14 protein-coding genes and 2 pseudogenes are annotated in these 22556 nt (G+C 66.4%); 4 read left to right on the forward strand and 12 right to left on the reverse strand.

Annotated features, from left to right (window positions below):
* Positions 1-28 precede the first annotated feature (28 nt).
* From AWC14_RS04110 to kdpA, 7 genes are all read right to left on the reverse strand, one after another.
* A complete protein-coding gene (locus tag AWC14_RS04110) occupies positions 29-1471 on the reverse strand; it encodes a PPE family protein, SVP subgroup (protein ID WP_045375099.1) in 1443 nt (480 codons plus the stop codon).
* A 297-nt stretch (positions 1472-1768) separates the two neighbouring features.
* A complete protein-coding gene (locus tag AWC14_RS04115; RefSeq protein ID WP_081968007.1) occupies positions 1769-3586 on the reverse strand; it encodes an NAD-binding protein in 1818 nt (605 codons plus the stop codon).
* Between the two features lie 143 nt (positions 3587-3729).
* On the reverse strand, positions 3730-4410 hold the full coding sequence (locus AWC14_RS04120) for a response regulator (protein WP_045375096.1): 681 nt from the start codon (positions 4408-4410) through the stop codon (positions 3730-3732).
* Positions 4407-6971, reverse strand: coding sequence for a sensor histidine kinase (locus AWC14_RS04125; protein WP_045375093.1), 2565 nt, complete (start codon positions 6969-6971; stop codon positions 4407-4409). The genes AWC14_RS04120 and AWC14_RS04125 overlap by 4 nt, the downstream gene beginning before the upstream one ends.
* Positions 6971-7846 (reverse strand): potassium-transporting ATPase subunit C, encoded by an 876-nt coding sequence (locus AWC14_RS04130; RefSeq protein ID WP_045375091.1) that lies wholly within the window; start codon positions 7844-7846, stop codon positions 6971-6973. The genes AWC14_RS04125 and AWC14_RS04130 overlap by 1 nt, the downstream gene beginning before the upstream one ends.
* A gap of 1 nt (position 7847) precedes the next feature.
* A complete protein-coding gene (kdpB, locus tag AWC14_RS04135) occupies positions 7848-10007 on the reverse strand; it encodes a potassium-transporting ATPase subunit KdpB (protein ID WP_045375089.1) in 2160 nt (719 codons plus the stop codon).
* A gap of 1 nt (position 10008) precedes the next feature.
* A complete protein-coding gene (kdpA, locus tag AWC14_RS04140; RefSeq protein WP_045375086.1) occupies positions 10009-11679 on the reverse strand; it encodes a potassium-transporting ATPase subunit KdpA in 1671 nt (556 codons plus the stop codon).
* Positions 11680-12076: 397 nt separating this feature from the next.
* On the opposite strand from kdpA, the gene AWC14_RS04150 reads away from it, so the two are divergent.
* Positions 12077-12520 carry a CBS domain-containing protein gene (locus tag AWC14_RS04150; RefSeq protein ID WP_045375084.1) on the forward strand — a complete coding sequence of 148 codons (444 nt, stop codon included), beginning with the start codon at positions 12077-12079 and terminating at the stop codon, positions 12518-12520.
* Positions 12521-12584: 64 nt separating this feature from the next.
* Positions 12585-13877 (forward strand): ArsB/NhaD family transporter, encoded by a 1293-nt coding sequence (locus AWC14_RS04155; RefSeq protein WP_045375172.1) that lies wholly within the window; start codon positions 12585-12587, stop codon positions 13875-13877.
* Between the two features lie 17 nt (positions 13878-13894).
* Here AWC14_RS04155 and AWC14_RS04160 read toward each other — a convergent pair whose 3' ends face one another.
* The 4 genes and pseudogenes from AWC14_RS04160 to AWC14_RS04175 form a co-directional block, all read right to left on the reverse strand.
* The gene (locus AWC14_RS04160; protein ID WP_081968006.1) at positions 13895-15880 is read right to left on the reverse strand and encodes an APC family permease; all 1986 of its coding nucleotides are present in this window, start codon (positions 15878-15880) and stop codon (positions 13895-13897) included.
* A 109-nt stretch (positions 15881-15989) separates the two neighbouring features.
* Positions 15990-17924 (reverse strand): annotated as a pseudogene (locus AWC14_RS04165) (APC family permease); the annotation flags it as partial.
* 200 nt (positions 17925-18124) lie between these two features.
* Complete coding sequence (locus AWC14_RS04170) at positions 18125-19615, reverse strand: sensor histidine kinase (protein ID WP_045375082.1); 1491 nt, start codon at positions 19613-19615, stop codon at positions 18125-18127.
* Positions 19612-20397, reverse strand: a complete 786-nt coding sequence (locus tag AWC14_RS04175; protein ID WP_057003422.1) for a response regulator transcription factor — start codon at positions 20395-20397, stop codon at positions 19612-19614. Before AWC14_RS04175 ends, AWC14_RS04170 begins: the two co-directional genes overlap by 4 nt.
* Positions 20398-20733: 336 nt before the next feature.
* Between AWC14_RS04175 and AWC14_RS04180 the strand changes: the two genes are divergently transcribed.
* Positions 20734-21036 (forward strand): PE family protein, encoded by a 303-nt coding sequence (locus tag AWC14_RS04180; protein WP_045375079.1) that lies wholly within the window; start codon positions 20734-20736, stop codon positions 21034-21036.
* Positions 21037-21069: 33 nt separating this feature from the next.
* Positions 21070-22416 (forward strand): PPE family protein, encoded by a 1347-nt coding sequence (locus tag AWC14_RS04185; protein ID WP_045375166.1) that lies wholly within the window; start codon positions 21070-21072, stop codon positions 22414-22416.
* Between the two features lie 62 nt (positions 22417-22478).
* On the opposite strand, the pseudogene AWC14_RS04190 reads toward AWC14_RS04185, so the two are convergent.
* Positions 22479-22556, reverse strand: a pseudogene (locus tag AWC14_RS04190) (type VII secretion protein EsxI); the annotation flags it as partial.

A 22556-nucleotide genomic window follows, 5' to 3' on the forward strand; every position in this document is an offset into this window, starting at 1 on the left:
GATAACAGCGGTTGCGGCGAAGCGCAATTCAGCGCCCGAGCAGGCGGTTTTTCTGCTCGGTGTATTCCTCGTCGGTCAGGATTCCCTCGTCGCGAAGCTTGGCGAACTCGCGCAACTCGGCCGCGACGCCCGTCACCACGCTGCGAGGTTTGGTCTGCGACGTGTCGCCATCGCCGTCGTCCGGCGCGCTTGCACCGCCGGTCGCTGCCGCCGGCGCGCGCGCCGCCCCGCGTTTGCCCGGTGCGGCCCCGCTGTCTTTGGCGCGACCGGTGCCCACGGCGCCCGCCATCGCTCGCCCGGCCATACCGGCCAATGCCATCTCGCCCAGCGTGCTGCCCGAGCCGAGCTCCACCGTCTCCGCGGCGGCCACCACGGGGATCTGCCCGACGCCGGGTTCCGGCAGCGCAGGCAACGCCACCGCGACGGGGCGCACGGCCGGTGTGGCGATGGTCCATGTCGGTGGCACGGACAAGGTCCCAACAGTGTTCGCCTCGCCCAGACCCGCCGACAGGGCCGGCGCGGGCGTCGACGGCCGTATCGGGCCGGTGATGATGCCCTTGAATTCGGTCGGTGGTCGCTCCCCGGTCCCCGGCCAGGCTTCTTGTCCCGCCCAGCCGCTGACGATTTCGTCGGTGTGCAGACCGGTCCCGGCGCCGATGATGCCCAAGGGCAGCGACACCACCCCTATTGCGCCCAGCGGTATGTCGGCCAGGAAGGTGGCGATTGCGGCTGGTGCGTCGAGAAAGACCGTGATCAGGTTGCTCAACGTGCTCAGCGGGTCCGGCGGGTCCGCGGCCGCTGCCGGTGCCGCGGTGGCCAGACTCTGCAACGCGTTGGGTACAGCGGAGAAACCCTGTTGTACCGAGGAGACGGTGCTTTGCACGTTGCCGGCGGAGGTGCTGGTGGCTTGACCGACCGCAGCAGCTTGTCCGGCCGCCGCACCCGGGCTCGTGTTGTGCGTTGGCGGGTTGAACGGTGTCAGCCTTGTTGCCGCGGCCGCCGACGCGGCGTAGGCGTACATCGCCGCGGCGTCCTGGGCCCACATCTCCGCGTAGCGGGCTTCGGTGGCGGCGATCGCCGGCGCGTTCCGGCCGAACAGATTGGTCGCCACCAGCTTCGTCAGCAGGCTGCGATTGGCCGCGACCAGTTGCGGCGGCACCGTCGATGCATACGCCTGCTGGTAAGCAGCGATCGCCGCTTTGGCCTGCCCGGCCGTCTGCGAGGCCTGCGCGGCGGTGGCATTGAGCCACGCCACATAACCGGCGGCCGCGGCCGCCATCGACACTGCCGACGGGCCCAGCCACGGCCCTGCTGTCAGGTGGGCCACCACCGATTGATACGAGCCGGCCGCCGACTGCAGTTCTGCCGCCAGTTCGTCCCAGGCCGCAGCAGCGGCCAGCAGCGGCTCCGAACCGGGACCGACATACATCCGGCCGGAATTGACCTCCGGCGGCAAAACCGCGAAATCCATTGCAGCTCAGGCCATTAGCAAGTCAGCAGGGAAGCACTGCCGAATGCACACGGACCGCGGCATCTCGAGTTTGATAGTCATGGAAAACATGAATCCCTTTACTCGGTCGGACAAAGCCTGATTGGGCTGCCGCAGAAGGCCATTGGACCGGTTCATTATCAATTATTGACAGGATCCGTGCGTAGTATTAACGGTTTCTTTACAGCATTTTTGTTGGCGCTCGGCAGTTATTTCCCAGCCAGGCGTCAGCCACGTGATAAAGGGGCAACCGGGACGATATTAATTGCTAACGAGCTCTTAACGTCCGATATTGTCGGGTCGCCGAGGTTGTGCCGGCCCGGTGTTCAGCCCCGCCTTCGCTTCGCGCGCGACGTCGACTTCTTGGCCGTCGCGCGGCTGCTCCTCGCCGGCCGTCGGCTGCGGGGGAGGTTGCCCCTTGCGCAGGGTGGCTAATAGTTCGCGGTACGGACCCACGAGATAGACCGTGTCGCCGGCGCGCAGGTGCGCATCGCGCCGCGGGTGCAGCGTGACCGGTGTGTTCGGCCGGGTGATCGCGATGACCCGGGTATCGGTGGACAGTTCGAACATCCGCAGCCCATCGAGTTCGCTGCCCGCGGCGACGTGCATACCGCCGACCACAAAGGAACTCTGTCCCACCGAAAACGTGCCCAGCACCTTCAGGCCCATCGCGGCGCCGATGAACCACGGCGCGGCCAACTCGACTGTCGAGCGGACGTTTTCGAAACCGAACCGCTGGGCGACTGCGAAGCCGAGCGTGCGGTCGTAGACCCGCAGCACCAGCGGGACCTCAGTCCGGTAGACGTCGGGCGTGACCGGGGTCCCCAGCATCTTGACCAGCACGATCCCGGTTTCGATGTTGACCATGTCGTCGCGGGTCAGCACGGCCACTGCCCGGGCACAATCGACGCGCGCTGATTCCAGGGTCTCGCGCAGTGTCGCGTCCCCGAAGATCACGGGCACATCGAGTTTCGCGGCGGACGTCAGGAAGCGGTTGTTCTCGTCGCGCTCGATCACCGCGACGTCGTAGCCGGCGCCGACCAGATCGCTGACGACACGCATGCCGAGCGCGCTCAGCCCCACCACGATGATGTGGTTGCGCAAATGGCGCACCTGCCGCCGTCCGGCCGAACGCAGGAACCGCTGCGAAAGCAGGAGATCGGCAATGAACGCCACCAGCAGAGCGGTGGTGGTGACGCCGGCGAACATCATCGCTGCGGCCACCAGACGCAGCCAGGTGGGCTGTTGGAGGAAGCTGTAGTCGCCGTAGCCAGTGGTGGTGATCGTCTCGGTGCTGAAATAGAACGCGTCCACCCAATTCATCCCTGGACTCAGGTAGGCATAGCGCAACAACACCGTCGAGCAGGCCAGCAGCAGCAGCACGGTGGCCATCGTGGGATAGAAAAGCGGGTTGACCTCGTCGCGCAGCACGCGCACCGCGTCCAGCGCGCGGCGCAGCCGATTCCGGCGCGCCCGAGTGACGGTCGGTTGGGGCACCCTGATGCCCTGGGTGGCCAGCTCGTCGGCGGTGCCGATCATCGCGGTCCAGTCGCCGGCGTGCACGTGCAGATCACGTCCCGGACATACGTCCACCTCACCCGGGGTGGGTGAGTTCTCGCCGTGGATCACCGCTACCGGGGCGAGGTCGCTGTAGAGCTCGCGTAAGGTCGCGTCGCGGGTGGCCTCGCCGCACGAGACGACGAAGGTTATGCCGGCCGCATCGAACGGGTGCGTCGTGTGCTCCAGACACGCCTCGACGACGGCCGGCGCCGCGAGGTCGGCGACGTCGAGAATGGCGCCCGGCCCGTTGTTGAGGGCCACCGCTTCCCGCAGCACGTCGTTGGCCACCCGCGCGACCACCCGCGCGTCTGGATTGGCTTTCCTTGCCAGCAACGCGATTTCGAGGTTCGTCGCGTCGTCATCCCCGGCGCAGACCACAGCCAAAGCTTGGGTGATATCAGCGGCGGCGAGGACGCGTTCGGTGTCGGCGATTTCGGTGTCGGGGAGTTTGACGATTTTCGCGCCGGCGCTTTTCAACTCCTCGATGATCGTTGTCGCCAGGGGGTCGTCACCGCTGACGATGATGTGCTGCGACATGCTCTCGTCCGATGCTCGGAAGATCCGATCGTAATTGCGTCGAGCATTTCAGTGGGAACCGCGGCTTTACGTCCCCCATAAAACACCCATTTCTGCCTGAACTACTGGTAACTATAAAGGGACTCGGCGGGGTTATGAGTCGATCACGCCTCGAAGCGGTATCCCATGCCCGCTTCGGTCAGCAGATGGACGGGCCGCGACGGGTCATCCTCGAGCTTGCGCCGCAACTGCGCCAAGTAGACACGCAGGTAGTGGGTTTCGGTGGCATAGGCAGGTCCCCACACCTCCTTGAGAAGTTCCTCGCGGCCGACCAGCTTGCCCCGATTGCGCACCAAGACTTCGAGCATGCCCCACTCGGTGGGGGTCAGGTGCACTTCGGCTCCGTTCTTGGTGACCTTTTTGGCAGCGAGATCCACTGTGAACGAGTCTGTTTCGACTACCGGCTGGTCGATTTCGGACGCCGCGGCGTTACGGCGCACCGCGGCGCGCAGCCGCGCAAGGAACTCGTCCATGCCGAACGGTTTGGTCACATAGTCGTCGGCTCCGGCGTCGAGTGCCTCGACCTTGTCCGACGAGTCGGTGCGCGCCGACAGCACGATGACCGGTGCGCTGAGCCAGCCCCGCAATCCTGCCAGCACTTCGATGCCTGAGATGTCGGGCAGACCGAGGTCGAGGATCACCACGTCCGGGCGGTGTTCGGCAGCGGCGCGCAGCGCACCGGCTCCAGTGGCCGCGGTGACGACCTCGTAGCCACGCACCGACAGGTTGATCCGCAGCGCCCGCAGGATGTGCGGCTCGTCGTCGATCACCAGGACGCGGGTCATTGGCCGTCTCCCGGTGCGGCCAGATCCACGACGACGGTCAGTCCGCCGCCAGGTGTGTCGGTTGCCTGGATGGTGCCGCCCATCGCCTCGACGAATCCCCGTGCCACCGACAGTCCCAGGCCGACGCCGGTGGTGTTGTCGTGGTCTCCCGCCCGCTGGAAAGGTTCGAACAGTCGTTCCTCGGCGCCGCGCGGGACGCCGGGGCCTTCGTCGATCACGTTGATCAGGACGCGGTCGCCGACCCGGCCGGCGTTGACCCGGACGACGCAGTTCGGTGCGTAGCGCAACGCGTTGTCGATCAGATTGGCCAGCACGCGTTCGAGCAAGCCGGCGTCGGCCATCACGACGGAGCCGTTGACGTCCACCTTGACACGGTCGATGCCCGACCGGAAGAACCCCGTCGCGCCCTTGCCGATACTGACCAGAGCGCGCTGCACCGTCTCCTCCAGGTAGACCCGGCGCAACTCGGGATGGATCACGCCGGCGGCCAGCCGCGACGAGTCGAGCAGGTTGCCGACCAGCGCGGTGAGCTGGTCGATGGATTCCTCGATGGTGGCAAGCAATTCGGCGGTGTCCTCGGCGGAGAAGTCGATGTCCTCGGCTCGCAGGCTCGACACCGCCACCTTGGCCGCCGCCAACGGAGTCCGCAGGTCGTGGCTGACCGCGGACAGCAACGAACGTCGCAGCTCGTCGGCCCGCCCGATGGCTTCCGCCCTGCCGGCTTCCTCGGCCAGCTCGCGCTGCTTGATCAGACCCGCGGCCTGCTTGGCCACCGCAGACAGCACCCGTCGGTCTCGGGCGGCCAGCTTCCTGCCGGCCATCAGCATCCAGAACTCGTCGTCGCCCACCTCGATCGCCGTGTCGGCGGAATCAACTGTCACACAAGGATCTTTCCCAACCGACGCGACAATGTCGGTTCGGACCTGGCCGTCGTCGGTGTATTCGCGCAACATGCTGACCGATCGTTGGGAGTAGGTCTCACGCACCCGTTCCAGCAGTGTCTCAAGGTCCGCCCCGCGCAGCACCGCGCCGGCGAACAGCGTCAGTAGTTCCGCCTCCTGAGATGCCCGCCCGGCCTCTCGGGCCCGCTTGGCGGCACCGTCGACCAGAACGGCCACCGCCACCGCGACCACCAGCAGCACCAGTTCGGTCACAGCGGCGTCCGGCTCGGCGATGGTGAAGCTGTGTCGCGGAGCGGTCAGGTAGTAGTTCAGCAGCAGACCCGACAACACCGCCGAAAGTGCCGCCGGCGCAACACCACCGAGCAGCGCCACCACCAGCACGCCGACGAAGAACAGCGCGCTCGACCCGCTGGTGGTGAGGAACGAGTCCAGCCAGGCCAGGGTGACCGCGCAGATAGCGGACGGGACCACGACGGCGGCCAGCCAGGAGGCGGCACGCCGTTCCCGGGGCGACACCGAGGCGGTCCGAAAGCCCCGCTTGGACTCCTCATGGGTGACGATGTGCACGTCGATCTTGCCGGACTCGTGGAGCACCCGCGCGCCGATGCCTTCGTCGAAGATGCGGGCCCAGCGCGACCGGCGTGACGAACCGATCACCAGCTGGGTGGCGTTCATTTCGCGGGCGAAATCCAGCAGCGCCGCAGGCACGTCGTCGCCGGCCACGATGTGCATCGACGCATCGAGGCTGACCGCCAGCTCGCGGATCTTGCCTATCCGCGACGCCGACGAGCCGGCGAGTCCGTCACCGCGCAGGACGTGCAGCACCATGAGTTCGGCGCTGGACTTGGTGGCGATCCGGGATGCTCGCCGCACCAACGTCTCCGATTCCGGTCCGCCGGTGACAGCGACGACGACGCGCTCGCGCGCTTCCCAGGTGTCGGTGATGCGTTTGTCCGCGCGGTATTTGGCCAACGCGGCATCCACCTGGTCCGCCAGCCACAGCAGTGCGAGTTCCCTTAGCGCGGTGAGGTTTCCGCTGCGGAAGTAGTTGGACAGCGCCGCATCGACCTTCTCCGGCGCGTAGACGTTGCCGTGGGAAAGCCTGCGCCGCAATGCTTCCGGTGCAATATCGATGAGTTCGATCTGCGAGGCCTGCCGCACGATCGAATCCGGGACCGTTTCCTGTTGCACGATCCCGGTGATCTGGGCGACGACGTCGTTGAGGCTCTCCAGGTGCTGGATATTCACGGTGGAGATCACGGTGATACCGGCGTTGAGCAGTTCCTCGACGTCTTGCCATCGCTTTTGGTTCTTGCTGCCGGGCGTGTTCGTATGGGCCAGCTCGTCGACCAGCACCACCTGGGGACGGCGTGCCAGCACCGCCGCCACGTCGAGCTCGGGGAAGCGGGTGCCCCGATACTCGATATAGCGGGGCGGCACCATCTCGATTCCGTCGAGCAACTCCGCGGTTTTGCGCCGCCCATGCGTCTCCACGATCGCCGCGACCAGATCAGTGCCGCGTTCCAACCGTCGGTGCGCCTCTCCCAGCATCGCGTACGTCTTACCGACTCCGGGTGCTGCGCCCAGGTAGATACGCAGATCTCCGCGTTTGGGACGATGGTCGAGGACGCTCACGTCAACATCATCCACCTGTTGCATCAGCCGGCGACCCGATACTTCCGGTCGAGTTCCAGGTTGAGTGCCAGCACGTTGACTCGCGGCTCGCCGAAAACCCCGAGATCGCGGCCGCGCAGGTTATCCCGCACCGCATCGCGGACAGCAGCGGGGCTGATGTGGCGCGCCCGGGCTACCCGCGCGACCTGAATCTCCGCATACGCGGGGGAGATGTCCGGGTCGAGGCCGCTGCCGCTGGCGGTGACGGCGTCCGCCGGCACCGCGGGATTGTCGGGAGCGGCGCCCCGGATCGGCACGATCTGGCCGATCGAGTAGTCCTCGCCGGGCTTGGCGCACTCGACCGCGACGCCGTCGTAGGTCTGTCGGAACGGCCGGCGGCTGATGGGGCAAGGCTCGTTGACGCTGACCACCCGCGTCGGGTGGACCACGTTGCCCCGTGAATCACGCGGACCGATCACCGACAGCACGGCGCCGACGCCGCCGGCGGTGCAGAACGGGCGTAATCCGTCGACCCCTTCGAGCTCGCCAACCGCCTTGCTGCGCGTACACACCTGCGTGAGCAGGCTGGGCCTGGCCACCGTGTCGACGATGCTTTCCGGGCCGAGGTTGCTGCCGCCGCTGGCCGTCGGGTCGTAGCCGTCACCGGCCGCCGAGGGCCGGGACTGGAAGTACTGCGGCAGCGGTTTGCCGTCGTTGTCGGTGAACGACTGGCCGATCAGCTTGCTGCCCACGGGTTTGCCGCCGACCCGGATGATCGAGCCCTGCGCCTTGCCGCTCAGTCCGGGCAGCTGCGCCACCAGCCAGACCGTCAGCGGATATGCGACACCGAGGAGCACGGTGAAGACGAGCAGTGCGCGTAACGCGGCCCAGTGCCGGCGCACCAGATTGCCGAAACTCATTTCACGCCATCCCCGGAAGCAGTTGCACCACTAAGTCGATCAGCTTGATGCCGACGAACGGGGTGACGATCCCGCCGAGCCCGTACACATAGAGGTTGCGGCTGAGCAGTTTTGATGCGCTGCTCGGCGTGTACCGAACACCGCGGAGCGCCAACGGGATCAGCGCGGCGATGATCACCGCGTTGAAGATGACTGCCGACAGGATCGCCGACTCCGGGCTGTGCAGCCGCATGACGTTGATCAGGTCCAGTCCCGGGAAGATCGCGACGAACATCGCCGGGATGATGGCGAAGTATTTGGCGATGTCGTTGGCGATCGAAAACGTGGTCAGCGCTCCGCGGGTGATCAGGAGTTGCTTGCCGATCTCCACGATCTCGATGAGCTTGGTGGGGTCGGAGTCCAAATCCACCATGTTGCCGGCTTCCTTGGCCGCGGTGGTGCCGGTGTTCATCGCCACCCCGACGTCGGCCTGGGCCAGCGCCGGCGCGTCGTTGGTGCCGTCACCGGTCATCGCGACCAGGCGGCCGCCTTCCTGCTCACGCTTGATCAGCACCAGCTTGTCTTCGGGCGTGGCCTCGGCGAGGAAGTCGTCGACGCCAGCCTCCTCGGCAATTGCTTTCGCGGTCAACGGATTATCGCCGGTGATCATCACGGTGCGGATGCCCATCCGCCGCATGGCGTCGAACCGGTCCCGCATCCCCTGCTTGACCACGTCCTTGAGGTGAATGACACCGAGCACTCCCGCGGTCTTTCCCGCGGGCCCGTTCGAGACCTCGCCCACCACCAACGGGGTCCCTCCGGCGGCGGCGATGCCGTCGACGATCTCACCGAGTTCACGGGGAATGGCGCCGCCCTGGCAGCGGACCCAGTCCGCGACAGAGCTGGCTGCCCCCTTACGCAACTGCCGCCCGTCGATGTCGACACCCGACATGCGGGTCACCGCAGTGAATTCGACCCAGGAAGCGTTGGCGAGCTCTCCCGCGGTGCGCGCCCGCAACCCGTAGGCCTCTTTGGCATAGACGACAACGGAGCGGCCTTCCGGCGTTTCGTCGGCCAGGCTGGACAGTTGAGCGGCATCCGCAAGCTGATCGGCCGTCACCCCGATGACAGGAATGAATTCCGCGGCCTCCCGGCTGCCGAGCGTGATCGTTCCGGTTTTGTCCAGCAGCAATGTGTTGACGTCGCCGGCCGCCTCGACCGCGCGCCCGGACATCGCCAGCACGTTGCGCTGGACCAGCCGGTCCATGCCGGCAATGCCGATGGCCGAGAGCAGCGCGCCGATCGTGGTGGGGATCAGGCACACCAGCAGCGCGACGAGGACGATGCCTGTGACCCCGTTCCCGTCCAGGGCTTGGGTGTCCGGGACTCCGGGGTTGTTGGCCTTGGAGTAGATCGCCAGTGGCTGCAGCGTCGCCACCGCGAACACGAAGATGATGGTCAGCGCCGCGAGCAAGATGTTCAGCGCGATCTCGTTCGGGGTCTTCTGCCGGTTGGCGCCCTCGACCAGCGCGATCATCCGGTCGACGAAGCTTTGGCCGGGCTTTTGGGTGATCTTGACCACGATGCGATCCGAGAGCACGGTAGTCCCGCCGGTCACCGCCGAACGATCCCCGCCGGACTCCCGGATAACCGGTGCCGATTCGCCGGTGATCGCCGATTCGTCAACCGACGCAATGCCTTCCACCACATCTCCGTCGCCGGGAATGATCTGGCCGGCCTCGACGACGACGATGTCGCCTTGTTGCAGCAGCGGGGCGGGGACGCGCTCTTCGACGACGGGTGCGCCGGGCGTCCAATTGCGCAGCCGGCGTGCGACGGTGTCGGCCTTGGACTTTCGCAGCGCATCGGCCTGTGCTTTGCCTCGCCCCTCGGCGACCGCCTCGGCCAGGTTGGCGAAGACCACCGTCAGCCACAGCCAGAACACGGTCAGCCAGCCGAACCAGCTGGGTTCGCTGATCGCCAGCACGGTCGACCACACCGCACCGATCTCGACGATGAACATCACCGGGTTGCGCCACAGGGTGCGGGGATCCAGCTTTCGCAGCGCTCCCGGCAGTGACTTCACCAACATCGTGGGGTCGAGCAGGCCGCCCTGAACAGGCGCCACCGATCCACCGGATGCGTGCGGCGCCGCAGTTGAATCGATTGTGGGCGAGAGCATCTCAGTGAATCCCTTCTGCAAGCGGCCCGAGTGCCAGCGCGGGAAGGAAAGTCAAGGCGACGAGGATGATCGTCACACCCACCACCAGGCCGACGAACTGCGGCTTGTGCGTGGGCAACGTGCCGAGGGACTCCGGCGTCGTACCCTGGCGGGCCAGCGACCCGGCCAGCGCGAGCAGCAGGATCATCGGCAGGAACCGGCCGAACGCCATCGCCAGGCCCAGCGCGGTGTTGTACCACGTTGTGTTGGCCGACAAGCCGGCGAAAGCCGAGCCGTTGTTGTTGGCCGCCGAGGTGAACGCGTACAGCACCTCCGCGAGGCCGTGCGGGCCGGCATTGGCCATCTGGGCGCGCTCTTGCGGCAGCGCCATCGCGATCGCGGTGCCGAGCAACACGATGAGCGGAGTGACCAGGAAGTAGCTTGCCGCGAACTTGATCTCGCGCGGCGTGATCTTCTTGCCGAGGTACTCCGGCGTGCGGCCCACCATCAGCCCGGCGACGAACACGGTGATCACGGCCAGCACGAGGATGCCGTACAGGCCCGAACCCGTTCCGCCGGGCGCAACTTCACCGAGCTGCATGTTGAACATCGTGATCAGGCCGCCCAGGCTGGTGTACGAATCATGCGTGGAGTCGACGGCGCCCGTGGACGTGAGTGTCGTTGCGTCGGCAAAGATTGCGGAGTCGGCAACCCCGAAACGCTGCTCGACCCCCTCGTTGGCGGCGCCCACCGCATTCGGGACCGTGCCGTGATGCTGCAGCTGAACCAGCATCATGACGGTGACGCTGATCGCGGCGATGGTGCCCATCACGGCGGCGATCGCGTAGCCCTGCCTTGTGTTGCCCACCAGGCGGCCGAAGGTGCGCGGCAAGGAGAAGCCGATGACCAGCAGCAGGAAGATCTCGACCCAGTTCGTCCACGTGGACGCGTTCTCGAACGGGTGCGCGGAGTTGGCGTTGTAGAAGCCGCCGCCGTTGGTGCCCAACAGCTTGATCACTTCCTGGCTGGCCACCGGACCACCGGTGATCGTCTGCTGCGAGCCGGCGAGCGTGGTGACCACCTGGTCGTTCAGGTGGAAGTTTTGGATGACGCCGCCGGCGACCAGAACCACGGCGCCGACGACGGAAATCGGCAGCAGGATCCGCAGCGTCCCGCGGACCAGGTCCACCCAGAAGTTGCCGAGTTCGCCGGTGCGCTTGCGGACGAATCCGCGCACGAATGCCACCGCGACCGCCATTCCGACCGCGGCGGACACGAAGTTCTGCACCGCCAAACCCGCCATCTGCACCAGATGGCCCTGGGTCGACTCACCGCTGTAGGCCTGCCAGTTGGTGTTGGTGACGAAGCTGACGGCGGTGTTCCAGGCCAGCGACGCAGTCATCGGCGTGGCCGGGTCGTGCAGATGCAGCGGCAGCTTGCCCTGCACAAGCTGAAGCAGGAACAGGAACACGATGCTGACCGCGGAGAACGCCAGAACGCTGCGAGCATAGCCTGCCCAGGACTGCTCGGACTTCGGGTTGGCGCCGATCAGACGATAGACGAATCGCTCTGCACGCCAATGCTTCTCGGAGCTATAGACCCGGTACATGTAGTCGCCGAGCGGCACGTGGACCACCGCCAGCGCCACTACCAGCAGCGCCAAAAACAGCAGACCCGCTGTGGTGGTGCTCACTAGAACCGTTCCGGAAAGAGCAGGGCCGCAACCAGTAACAGCGCGATGATGACGGCCAGTGCGAGGCCGATAGCGTTGGCGGGGCTCACAGCCCCTCGACCAGCTTCAGCACCATGCCGAGCACGGCGAAGACCGCCACCGTCAGCAGCAGATAGACCACCACAGACACACCATCTCCGTTTCACTACCCGAGTCGTGCTCGGTCGGCTGCGCAGCACCTACTGGGCCCTCGGGGGATGAGGGCTGCAATGACGCTAAGCCCGTTCGGTATCCAGAGCAGCAGCCCTTAACGCTTTCTTTACGGGTCGTGCTGCCCCGCTTACGGCCTGGCTCACGGAGCTCGCCGCGCGTACCGGCTGCGCTGCGTGCGCCCTGCCGCGGTAGTACCGTTCGCCCTATGCGTGCCGAGGACATGGCCGAGGAGTTCCCGGTTTTGACCACCGACTCCGCCGCGCTCGAGGCTGTCCGGATGCTCGCGCAGCAACGCCTGCCCGGAGTTTTGGTCGTCGACGCCTCCGGCAGTCCGTACGCGGTGCTGCCGGCCTCTCAGGTGGTTCGCTTCATCGTGCCGGGTTACGTACAGGACGACCCCTTGTTGTCGGGCGTGCTCGAGGAATCGATGGCCGACCACATCGCGGAGAGGCTGGAAGGTAAGACGGTCGGCGACATGCTGCCCGCGCACCTTTCCGACGTGCCGCCGGCCAACTTCGACGACACGATCATCGAGGTGGCCGCGGTAATGGCACGGCTGCGAAGTCCGCTGATCCCGGTCACCAAGGGCGGCAAATTGCTGGGCGTGATCACCGCGTCACGCCTGCTGGCTGCGGTGCTCAAATCTTGATCGCCCGCAAGCCGCGCGGCGCGCAGAGTCGCGAGCGCCCGAAGCGGCAGGCCCGGACGTGAACCTGTATGCGGTTGTCGCGACCGCGATCTTCGTCATCGCCTACGCGTTGATCGCCAGCGACCGCGTCAACAAGACACTGGTAGCGCTGGGCGGCGCGGTCTTCGTCGTCATCTTGCCGGTGATCAACTCCGACGAGGTGTTCTTCTCCCGGGAGACCGGGATCGATTGGGACGTCATCTTTTTGCTGCTGGGCATGATGATCATTGTCAGCGTGGTGCGCCAAACCGGCGTCTTCGAATACGTGGCGATCTGGGCGGCCAAGCGCGCCAACGGCTCACCGCTGCGCATCATGATCTTGTTGATGACCGTCACCGCGGTTGCGTCGGCCATGCTGGACAACGTCACCACGGTGCTGCTGATCGCGCCCGTCACCCTGCTGGTGTGTGACCGGCTCCAGATCAGCCCGGCCCCATTCCTTATGGCCGAGGCGTTTTCGTCGAACATCGGTGGCACCGCCACGTTGGTCGGCGATCCGCCCAACATCATCATCGCCGACCGGGGTGGGGTGAGCTTCAACGACTTCCTGATTCACCTGGCACCGATCGTCGTCATCCTGATGGTCGCCCTCACGGCGCTGCTCCCGCGCTTGTTCCCGGGCGCATTCACAGTCGACGGCGAACGGGTCGCCGACGTCATGGCCTTGGACGAGCGCGAAGCCATCCATGATCACCAGTTGCTGATCAAATGCGGGGCCGTGCTGGTCGCGGTGTTCGCCGGGTTCGTCGCGCACAAGGCAATCCACATGGAACCATCGCTGGTGGCGATGGTGGGTGCCGGTGTTCTGATCGTAATCTCCGGTCTGACAAGGGAATTCTATCTGCAGAGCGTGGAATGGGAGACGCTGCTGTTCTTCTCCGGGCTGTTCGTCATGGTCGGTGCGCTGGTGAAAACCGGGGTGATCGGGCAGTTGGCCAAGTTGGCCGGCCAAGCGACCGGTGGCAATGCATTGGTGACGACGATGCTGATCCTGGTGGTGTCCTTCGTCGCCAGTGGCTTCGTCAACAACGTGCCGTATGCCGCGACCATGACACCGATCGTCGGTGAGCTGATGTCATCCATTCATCCGCATCTCAACTCCGCTGTGCTGTGGTGGGCATTGGCCTTGGGCACCGATCTCGGCGGCAACCTCACTGCGGTCGGTGCAAGCGCGAATGTGGTCGTCATCGGAATCGCCCAGCGCGCAGGCAGTCCCATCTCGTTTTGGGAGTTCACCCGCAAGGGGGCGGTGGTCAGCGCCGTCTCGCTGGTGCTGTGCGCCGGGTACCTCGTGCTGCGCTATTTCGCCTGGGCTTGAATTGCGGCGACCGGCGGCTAGGCCGGTCGTAACGACTGCCGCAACCCGCGCAGGTTGGCATAACCCTCGGAGTCGGTCCGGGCGATCCGAGCCGCCACGTCGTAGGGCACGATTATCGCGGTCGCATCCGGGACCCGGCTGATGGCCTTGGCCATTTTGTCCGCGGTGCGGTCGTGAAGCAGCCGGCCCAGCAGGGGCGAAAACGTTCGGCGCGGCAGCAGTACGGTCACCTTGGAACCCGGATGCTCGTCGATCACCTGCAGGACCAGCTCTTGCGCGGCCCGGCTGAGATGGCGGTCCGGGCAATCCACGACCTGCAGCCGGGTGTCGTGATCGAAGCGCTGCCAGCGCTCCTGCAGCTCGGCGGCATGCGCTCCGTCCACCACGAAGTGCACCGCGGCCAGCTCCGCGGCGTGCAATCCCTTTGCGTAGCGCAGCGTCTCGATCTCGGCGAGGTCGATCGAGTCGACGAAGACGAATACTCGAAGCCGTGCATGCCTGGCAAACTCCGGCGGCTCGGTGCGCGACATCTCGAGAACCGATGCCTCGGTGCGGTATTGCCGGTTGAGCCGCATCAGCGCGAACACCAGCACGGGGAACACGACGACCACCAGCCAGGCTCCCTGAGTAAACCTGGCCACCACGAAGATCGCCACCACCAGCGTCGACAAGATGCCCGCGGTCAGGTTGATCGCGGCGTCGCGCCGCCAGTGTGGTCCTCGGTGGCTGAAGTGATGTTTGGTCATGCCGTATCCGGCCATCGCGAAACCGGTGAACACGCCGATTGCGAACAGCGGAACCAGTTCGTGCACGGAGCCGCCCGTTACCAGCAGCAGCGCCACCGCCAGCACGGCCAGCGTCATGAGGCCGTTGGAGAACACCAGGCGGTGGCCCCGCTTTGTCAGCGGCCGCGGCAGAAACCGGTCCTCGGCAACGAAACTGGCCAATGCGGGGAAACCGCCGAAGCCGGTGTTCGCGCCGGTGAACAGGATCGCCGCGCTGGCTGCCTGGACGAGGAGGTAGAGCACGTTGCCGACGGTGCCGCTGCCGAAAACCGCACGAGCGATCTCGGAAAGCATCGAGGGGTATTCGGCAACATACGGAGTGGCGCGGGTGGCGTAGGTGAGCCAGGCCACGCCCACCAACAAGAACCCGAGAATGCCGGCCATCACGGTCAGCACGCGCCGCGCGTTGGCACCTTGCGGCTCGCGAAAGACGTTGACTGTGTTGGAGATCGCCTCGACTCCGGTCAGCGAGGAGCCACCATTGGCAAACCCTCGCAGCAACACCAGGATCGTCGCGCCCATCACCAACCCGCTGCCTTGATGAACAGGCACCGCTCCGACGATGTTCTGCGGATCGTATTTCGGTAAACCCCAGAAGATTTCACGAACCAGGCCAGTCACGATCGTCAGCGTGATCATTACCACGAAGGAGTATGTCGTGATCGCGAATGCCCGGCCCGACTGCCGCAACCCGCGCAGGTTCGCATAACAGATGAGGACCACCGAGACCACCGCTATTTCCAAGCTGTAGGGCCGCAGCACGGGTACCGCCGACACCACCGCAACGGTCCCGGCCGCGGTTTGCACCGCGACAGTCACCACGTAGTCGATCAACAGCGCGGCGGTGGCTATCTGCGCGATGCGGGGACCGAAGTTCTCCCGTGCGACCACGTACGAGCCGCCGGGTTGGGCATAGGCCGTGACAACCTGCCGATACGATGCGGTCACGAACGCCAGAATCAGCAGGACCACACCGATGATCGGAAGCAACAGGGTGAACGCCGCCATTCCGGCACGGGGCAGCAGTGCGATCATCACCTGCTCGGGTCCGTAGGCGGTCGACGAGATCGCGTCAGGTGAAATCGCGCCGAGCGCAACCGGATTCGAGAGCCGCTCCGATTCCAGCTGCTCACTGGTTAGCGGCTTACCGAGAAAGATCCGCTTACACACGTCGGTAAATGACAGTGGGACAGCCCGCCCGTCGTTGGATGTGGTCACATCGCATCACCTCCTAGGGTTGCTCGACCGCTATTGGTGTCGGTTCGACGATCGACATCGGCCCGTCGGGGCTTCGGCCGTCATCAGACGGGATACCGCGCCTCGCCGCCGGTGTCGCCTGGGCGAGCCGGGACTTGATGTCGTACGGCACGATCTGCGCACTCGCGCCGGGGATTCGACTGATGACCTTGGCCATCTTGTCCGCGGTGCGGTCGTGAAGCAGCCGGCCGAGCAGCGGCGAAAACGTCCGCCGTGGCAACAGCACTGTCACCTTGGAGCCGGGATGGTCCTCCAGCGTTTGCAGGACCAGCTCGTGAGCGGCCCGGCTGAGGTGACGATCCGGGCATTCGACCACCCGCAGCCGAGTGTCGTGGTCGAAGCGCTGCCAGCGCCGTTGCAGCCGAGCGGCATGCGCCGGGTCCACCGCGAAGTGGACGGCGACCAGCTCGTCGGCGAGCAGCCCCTTCCCGTAGCGCAGTGCCTCGACCTCGGCGAGGTCAATCGAATCCACGAATACGAACACGCGATGCCGGGCGTGCCTGGCGAACTCGGGTGGCTCGGTACGCGACGTCTGCAGAACGGAGGCCTCGGCCCGATATTGCCGGTTGAGCCGCATCAGTGCGAAAACCAGCAGCGGGAAGACCACCACGACCAGCCAGGCTCCCTCGGTGAACTTGGCCACCGCGAAGATGCCCACCACGATCGTCGACAAGATGCCCGCGGCCAGATTGACCGCCAGCTTGTGTCGCCAGCCGGGTTCTCGGTGGGTGAGATGGTGCTTGGTCATGCCGTAGCCCGCCATCGAGAAGCCGGTGAACACGCCCATCGCGAAAAGCGGCACGATCGCGTCGACCGAGCCTCCGGTCGCCAGTAACAGTGTCAGCGCCAGCGCGGTCAGCGCGATGATGGCGTTGGAGAACACCAGACGATGCCCCCGTTTGGTCAGTGGCCGCGGCAGAAAGCTGTCTTCGGCAACGAAACTGGTGAGCGCCGGAAAGCCGTTGAAACTGGTGTTCGCACCGAAAAACAGGATGGCCGCGCTCGCCGCCTGCAACAGCAAGTACATGGCGTTTCCGATCAGCCCTTGGCCGAAAACGGCGCGACCGACTTCGGAAAGCATCGAGGGATATTCGGCGACGTAGGGGGTGGCATGCGTGGCGTGCACCAGGTAGATGACGCCGACCAGCAAGAAGCCGAGAATGCAGGCCATTGTGGTGAGGACCCGACGAGCGTTGGGGCCCTGCGGCTTACGGAAGACGTTGACCGCGTCGGCGATCGCTTCCACTCCGGTCAGCGAGGTGCCACCGTTGGCGAATGCGCGCAGCAACACCAGAATCGTCGCACCCATCACCAGCCCGCTGCCCTGGTGCACCGGCACCGCTCCGGGAATGTGCTCGGCATCGTATTGCGGTAAGCCCCAGAAGATTTCGCGAACCACACCGGTCACGATCATCACGGTGAGCATGGCGATGAACGAGTAGACGGGGACGGCGAATATCCGCCCCGCTTCCCGCATTCCGCGCAGGTTGGCGTAGGAAATGATGAGCAACGCAGCCACCGTGATTTCCAGGTGGTAGGGGCCCAGCCTCGGTACCGCCGACACCACCGCGAAAGTGCCGGACGCGCACTGCACCGCCACGGTGACCACGTAGTCGATCAGCAGCGCGGCAGCCGAGAGCTGCGCCACCCGAGGCCCGAAGTTGCTCCGCGCGACCACGTAGGAGCCGCCTCGCTGGGTGTAGGCCATTACGACCTGCCGATAGGATCCGGCCACCAGTGCCAGAATCACCAGGATGACACCGGCGATCGGAAGCACCAACACGAACGCGGCCAGCCCGGCAGCCGGAAGCAACTCGACCATGATCTGTTCGGGTCCGTAGACGGTCGAGGAGATGGCATCCGGCGAAAGCGCGCCGAGTGCAACGGTATTGGACAAGCTCTCCGATTGGAGGTGCTCGTTGATGAGCGGCCTGCCCAGGAAAGCGCGTTTGCACAGGTCGACAACGGACAGTGGGATCGCCTGCTGCCCAGCCGATGATGTCATTCCCACGGTCGGTGGCCTCTCCAATTGTGCCCTTGGCGACCGGCCGATCGGATCGGCCGCCGACCGTATGCGGGCATTGCGATGTAGCCCTCGACGGTGAGGATCTGCAATGAAGGTAAGCGCGGTGGGCGCAGGCCGCTCGTCGTTAACGCTTTCTTAACGGCCTGTCAGCAACCTTTACGCAGCCTCCAAGCTCGCGATTATTTGACCGGCTGCTCGATCAGCGGGAAACGCACCCGGAACACCGTTTGCCCCCCAGTCGACTCCGCGGTGACCGAGCCGTGGTGTGCTTTGACGATCGAGGCGACGATGGCCAAGCCCAATCCGTTGCCCGACGCGTTGGATCGCGACGCGTCGCCGCGCACGAAACGCTCGAACAGGCGCGGCAGCAGATCCGGCTCGATGTCGGGACCGTCGTCGGTGACGGTCAGCTCCGTGTACGGCCCGTCCTCGCCGGCCGGGTGGCGCGAGATCGCGGTCGTGACCGTAACCCCCGGCGGGGTATGCACGTGCGCGTTGCTCAGCAGGTTGCTGACCAGTTGGTGCAGCCGGTCGCGGTCGCCGCGCACCCACACCGGGTCGTCGGGCAGGTCGGTGACCCACTTGTGGGTCGGCGCCGCCACCGCCGCGTCGTTGACCGCGTTGATCACTACGTCGGCCAAATCGACGTCCTCGGTGTCGAGATCCTCGCCTTCACCCAACCGGGACAGCAGCAGCAGCTCGTCGACAAGCGAGGTCATCCGCAATGCCTCGGACTCGATTCGGGCCAGCGCATATTCCGTCGTCGGCGGCAGCGCCGAGCTGTCCTGACGGGTGAGTTCGGCATAGCCTTGAATCGCGGCCAGCGGGGTGCGCAGCTCGTGGCTGGCGTCGGTGAGGAATTGCCGCATCCGGCGGTCGGATTCGGCGCGGTGTGCCAGCGCACTGTCGACGTTGTCCAGCAACCGATTCAACGTGTGCCCGACGATGCCGACCTCGTTGTCGGGGTCGGTGTCGTCGGGCCGCACCCGCGTGGTGATCCGGTGCTCGTCGCCCACCAGCGGCATGCTGGCGACCTCGGCGGCGGTCGCCGCGACGCGGCGCAGCGGACGCAGCGCATACCCGACGACCGTAATCGTGAGCGCCGCCGTCAGCAGCAGCGCAGCCACCAAAAGCGCTGTGGCGGTGACTGTTCGGCGGGCGATAGTCCGGTTCGCCAGCTGCAGCGAAACCCCGACCAGCAAGCGGTCCGGCCCGGCCGCCCGGCTGTCCACCCGATAGGAGCCCAGGCTGCCCAGCACTTCGGTGCGCGGCGGCCCGTCGGTCCACGACCGCGTTTGGATGGCCCGGACCACGTCGGGCGCAGCGGGTTGCGGCTCGCCCTCGGAGAACACCGCCGAGCCCACCACCACGCCGTCGTGCAGCACCGCGATGAGGTTGCCCGGCGTCTGCCCGGTGAACTCCAGCATCGCCTGCTCGATGGGCAAGGCGCTATGCGAACTTTCGCCGGTGCGGTAGCGGGTATACGAATGCTCCAGTGCCTGCAGGGATTCGGCGACTTCGGCGTCGTTCATCGTGGTGACGTACGCGCGTAGGCTCAGCACCGATACCACGTCGACCGCCACCAGGACCACGCAGACCACCGCGCAGACACCCAGCACCAGCTGCCGGCGCAGGGATCGCGGCCACCACGGCGCTTTGCGCCGGGTCATTCCGGCGGTCGCAGCATGTATCCGACACCTCGCACGGTGTGGATCATCGGTTCCCGGCCGGCGTCGATCTTCTTCCGCAGATACGAGATGTAGAGATCGACGATGCTGGTGCGCCCGGCGAAGTCATAGTTCCACACCCGGTCCAGTATTTCGGTGCGGGTCAGCGCCCGGCGCGGGTTGCGCATCAAGAAGCGCAGCAACTCGAACTCCGTCGACGTCAACGACAGCGGGGTGCCGCCGCGGGTGACTTCACGGCTGGCGCCGTCGAGGGTGAGGTCGCCGACTCGCAGTTCCTCCTCAGCCGGGGGCGCCAGATGATTCGAGCGGCGGAGCAGTCCCCGCAGCCGGGCCACCAGTTCTTCGAGGCTGAACGGCTTGGTCATGTAGTCGTCGGCGCCCGCGGTCAAGCCGGTGACCCGATCCATCACCGAGTCGCGGGCGGTGAGAAACAGCGTGGGGGTGTAGGTGTCCGATTCGCGCACCCGCTGCAGTATCTGCAGCCCGTCCATGTCGGGCAGCATGATGTCGAGCACCAGCACGTCGGGGCCGACCTTGTCGAACTTGGCGACGGCCTCGCGGCCGTTGTGCGCGACGTCGACGACCCAGCCCTCGTAGTGCAGCGCCATCTTGACCAGGTTGGTCAGTGCCGGCTCGTCGTCGACCAGCAAAACCCGGATTGGCGAGCCGTCGGCCCGGTTGATCCGGGGAAGCTGGCCAAGGATGGCCTGGCGTGGCCGCTGTTCGCGCGCGTAACCAGACCCGTAACCCGACACAGCCGTCATATTCCTACATTTTCCCGGGCGCACATCGCTCTGTCACGGAGTTCATATCGTTCTCAAATGTTGCGGGCATCGCCCGAGGTGGCGCCGGACACGGCCAGATATGCGTTTTCTATGTATCTCATCAGCCGGCTTGATGCGGTGTTTGCTCGAAAAATATTGTGATGCTTAGCCGTTGATCTGCAGTGGCGCTGCACCAAAGAGGTGCAAGTCTGAAAGTGCTTGTGCTTGAACGACTCTGCGGCCAAAGTTTGCGCCCCGGCCGCCGCAACACGATGTGTCGACGTCGGATGCCCAGACAGTGGCGCGGGTTCGGGTACGGGAAGTTAGGAGAAGTCAATGACTTTCGCATTTGTGACGACGCATCCGGAGCTGCTGGCCGCAGCGGCCGGCGATCTGACCGGCATCGGCTCGGCGATGGTCGCCGGTAACGCCGCGGCAGCGGGACCGACCGGCGGCGTCGTCCCGGCGGCCGCGGACGAGGTGTCTGCCTTGACCGCCGCGCAGTTCGCCGCGCATGCCGGCAGGTATCAGGCGATCAGTGCCCAGGCGGCGGCGGTTCACCAGCAGTTCGTGAGCACGTTGGCGACCAGTGCGGGTTCGTATGCGGCCACCGAGGCCGCCAACGCGGCCCGAATCTGAGTGAGCCAGCTAACAAACGAAGGGCAGGACGCGATGGATTTTGGAGCCTTACCGCCAGAAATCAACTCCGCACGCATGTACGCCGGCGCGGGTCCCGGCCCAATGCTGGCGGCCGCGGCGGGCTGGGACGGGCTCGCAAGCGAACTGCACTCCGCCGCGACGTCGTATCAGTCGGTGGTCACCGGGCTGACCACCGGGCCGTGGCAGGGGCCGGCATCGCAGGCCATGGGCGCGGCCGCCGCACCGTACGCGGCCTGGCTGAGCGCGACCGGGGCCCAGTGCGAGCAGGTGGCCAACCAGGCCAGGGCAGCGGTCTGCGCCTATGAGGCCGCGTTCGCGATGACCGTGCCGCCCCCGGTGATCGCCGCCAACCGCGCCCAGCTGATGGCCTTGGTCGCCACCAACTTCCTCGGCCAGAACACCCCGGCGATCATGGCCACCGAGGCGCACTACGGCGAGATGTGGGCGCAGGACGCCGCGGCGATGTACGGCTACGCCGCCAGTTCGGCCGCCGCGTCGACGCTCGCGCCGTTCACCCCGGCGCCGCACAACACCAACCCGGCGGGGCTGGCGGGACAGTCGGCCGCGGTGGCCCAGTCCGCCGGCAGCTCGGCGGGCACCCACGCGCAGACCATCACGTCGTCGCTGTCGGCGGTGCCCCAGACACTGCAGAGCCTGGCGTCGCCCACCGGGTCGGGGACCGGGATGTCGCAGATGGTGATGGGCACCGGGACGTCGGCGGCGACGTCCGCGGCCTCCGCCCCGGCAAGCGCACTCACGGGCCTGACGGGCGCGTCGGGCAAGGGGGCCATCAAGGGTGCAAGCAAGACCGCCGATCTTGGCGGCGGCGCGCTGTCAGGCCTGGCCGGCGCGTTCGGCGGCAGCGAATCGCTGGGTCTGATCGAGGACACCGTCGGCCTCGAAATGGACGGCGTGGGCCTCGTCGGCTTGGACGGCGGCGGCGTCGGCCTGGACGTGCTCGGTGTGGGCCTGGACTTCCTGGGCGCCGACGAACTGACCGAGTCCGGCGGATTGGGGCCGCTGGGCGGCCTGGGTGGCTTGGCGCCGCTGGGGGCGGGGCTGGGCGGCGCGGGTCACCTGGGCGGTTTGGGCGGCGCCGGCGCCTCGGCCAGCATCGGCCAGGCCGCGTCGCTCGGCGGGCTCTCGGTGCCGCAGAGCTGGGCGGGATCGATCGCACCGGCCAGCGCGATGCCGTTGCCCGGCGCCAACCTCGGTGCCGCCCCGGCGGTATCTACGACCGGCGCGTCCGGCATGCCCAGGGTCACCTTCCCGAGCATGGCGGGGCGGGAAGCAGACGGCGCCGTCCGGTCGATCGGATTGCGATCCAGCGTGCTGCCGCACTCGCCGATGGCCGGGTAGCCCCTGAACGTGGTGTGGCCCGCACACCGGGGGGTGTGCGGGCCACTGTTGGGCTGTGGGGTCTAGGCCCAGCTGGAGCCGACGGCGGAGTCGGTGCTGGCCATGTTGGAGCCGGCGGTTTGCACCTTTTGGCCGTGGGC

Origin of the sequence: Mycobacterium kyorinense (assembly GCF_002101735.1) — a bacterium.
Taxonomy (GTDB): Bacteria; Actinomycetota; Actinomycetes; order Mycobacteriales; family Mycobacteriaceae; genus Mycobacterium; species Mycobacterium kyorinense.

Bases quoted from the DNA above. Each gene is read 5' to 3' on its own strand.
- AWC14_RS04110 (WP_045375099.1), bottom strand. From the start codon at position 1,471: ATGGATTTCGCGGTTTTGCCGCCGGAGGTCAATTCCGGCCGGATGTAT.
- AWC14_RS04115 (WP_081968007.1), bottom strand. From the start codon at position 3,586: ATGTCGCAGCACATCATCGTCAGCGGTGACGACCCCCTGGCGACAACG.
- AWC14_RS04120 (WP_045375096.1), bottom strand. From the start codon at position 4,410: ATGACCCGCGTCCTGGTGATCGACGACGAGCCGCACATCCTGCGGGCG.
- AWC14_RS04125 (WP_045375093.1), bottom strand. From the start codon at position 6,971: ATGCAACAGGTGGATGATGTTGACGTGAGCGTCCTCGACCATCGTCCC.
- AWC14_RS04130 (WP_045375091.1), bottom strand. From the start codon at position 7,846: ATGAGTTTCGGCAATCTGGTGCGCCGGCACTGGGCCGCGTTACGCGCA.
- kdpB (WP_045375089.1), bottom strand. From the start codon at position 10,007: ATGCTCTCGCCCACAATCGATTCAACTGCGGCGCCGCACGCATCCGGT.
- AWC14_RS04150 (WP_045375084.1), top strand. From the start codon at position 12,077: ATGCGTGCCGAGGACATGGCCGAGGAGTTCCCGGTTTTGACCACCGAC.
- AWC14_RS04170 (WP_045375082.1), bottom strand. From the start codon at position 19,615: ATGACCCGGCGCAAAGCGCCGTGGTGGCCGCGATCCCTGCGCCGGCAG.
- AWC14_RS04175 (WP_057003422.1), bottom strand. From the start codon at position 20,397: ATGACGGCTGTGTCGGGTTACGGGTCTGGTTACGCGCGCGAACAGCGG.
- AWC14_RS04180 (WP_045375079.1), top strand. From the start codon at position 20,734: ATGACTTTCGCATTTGTGACGACGCATCCGGAGCTGCTGGCCGCAGCG.
- AWC14_RS04185 (WP_045375166.1), top strand. From the start codon at position 21,070: ATGGATTTTGGAGCCTTACCGCCAGAAATCAACTCCGCACGCATGTAC.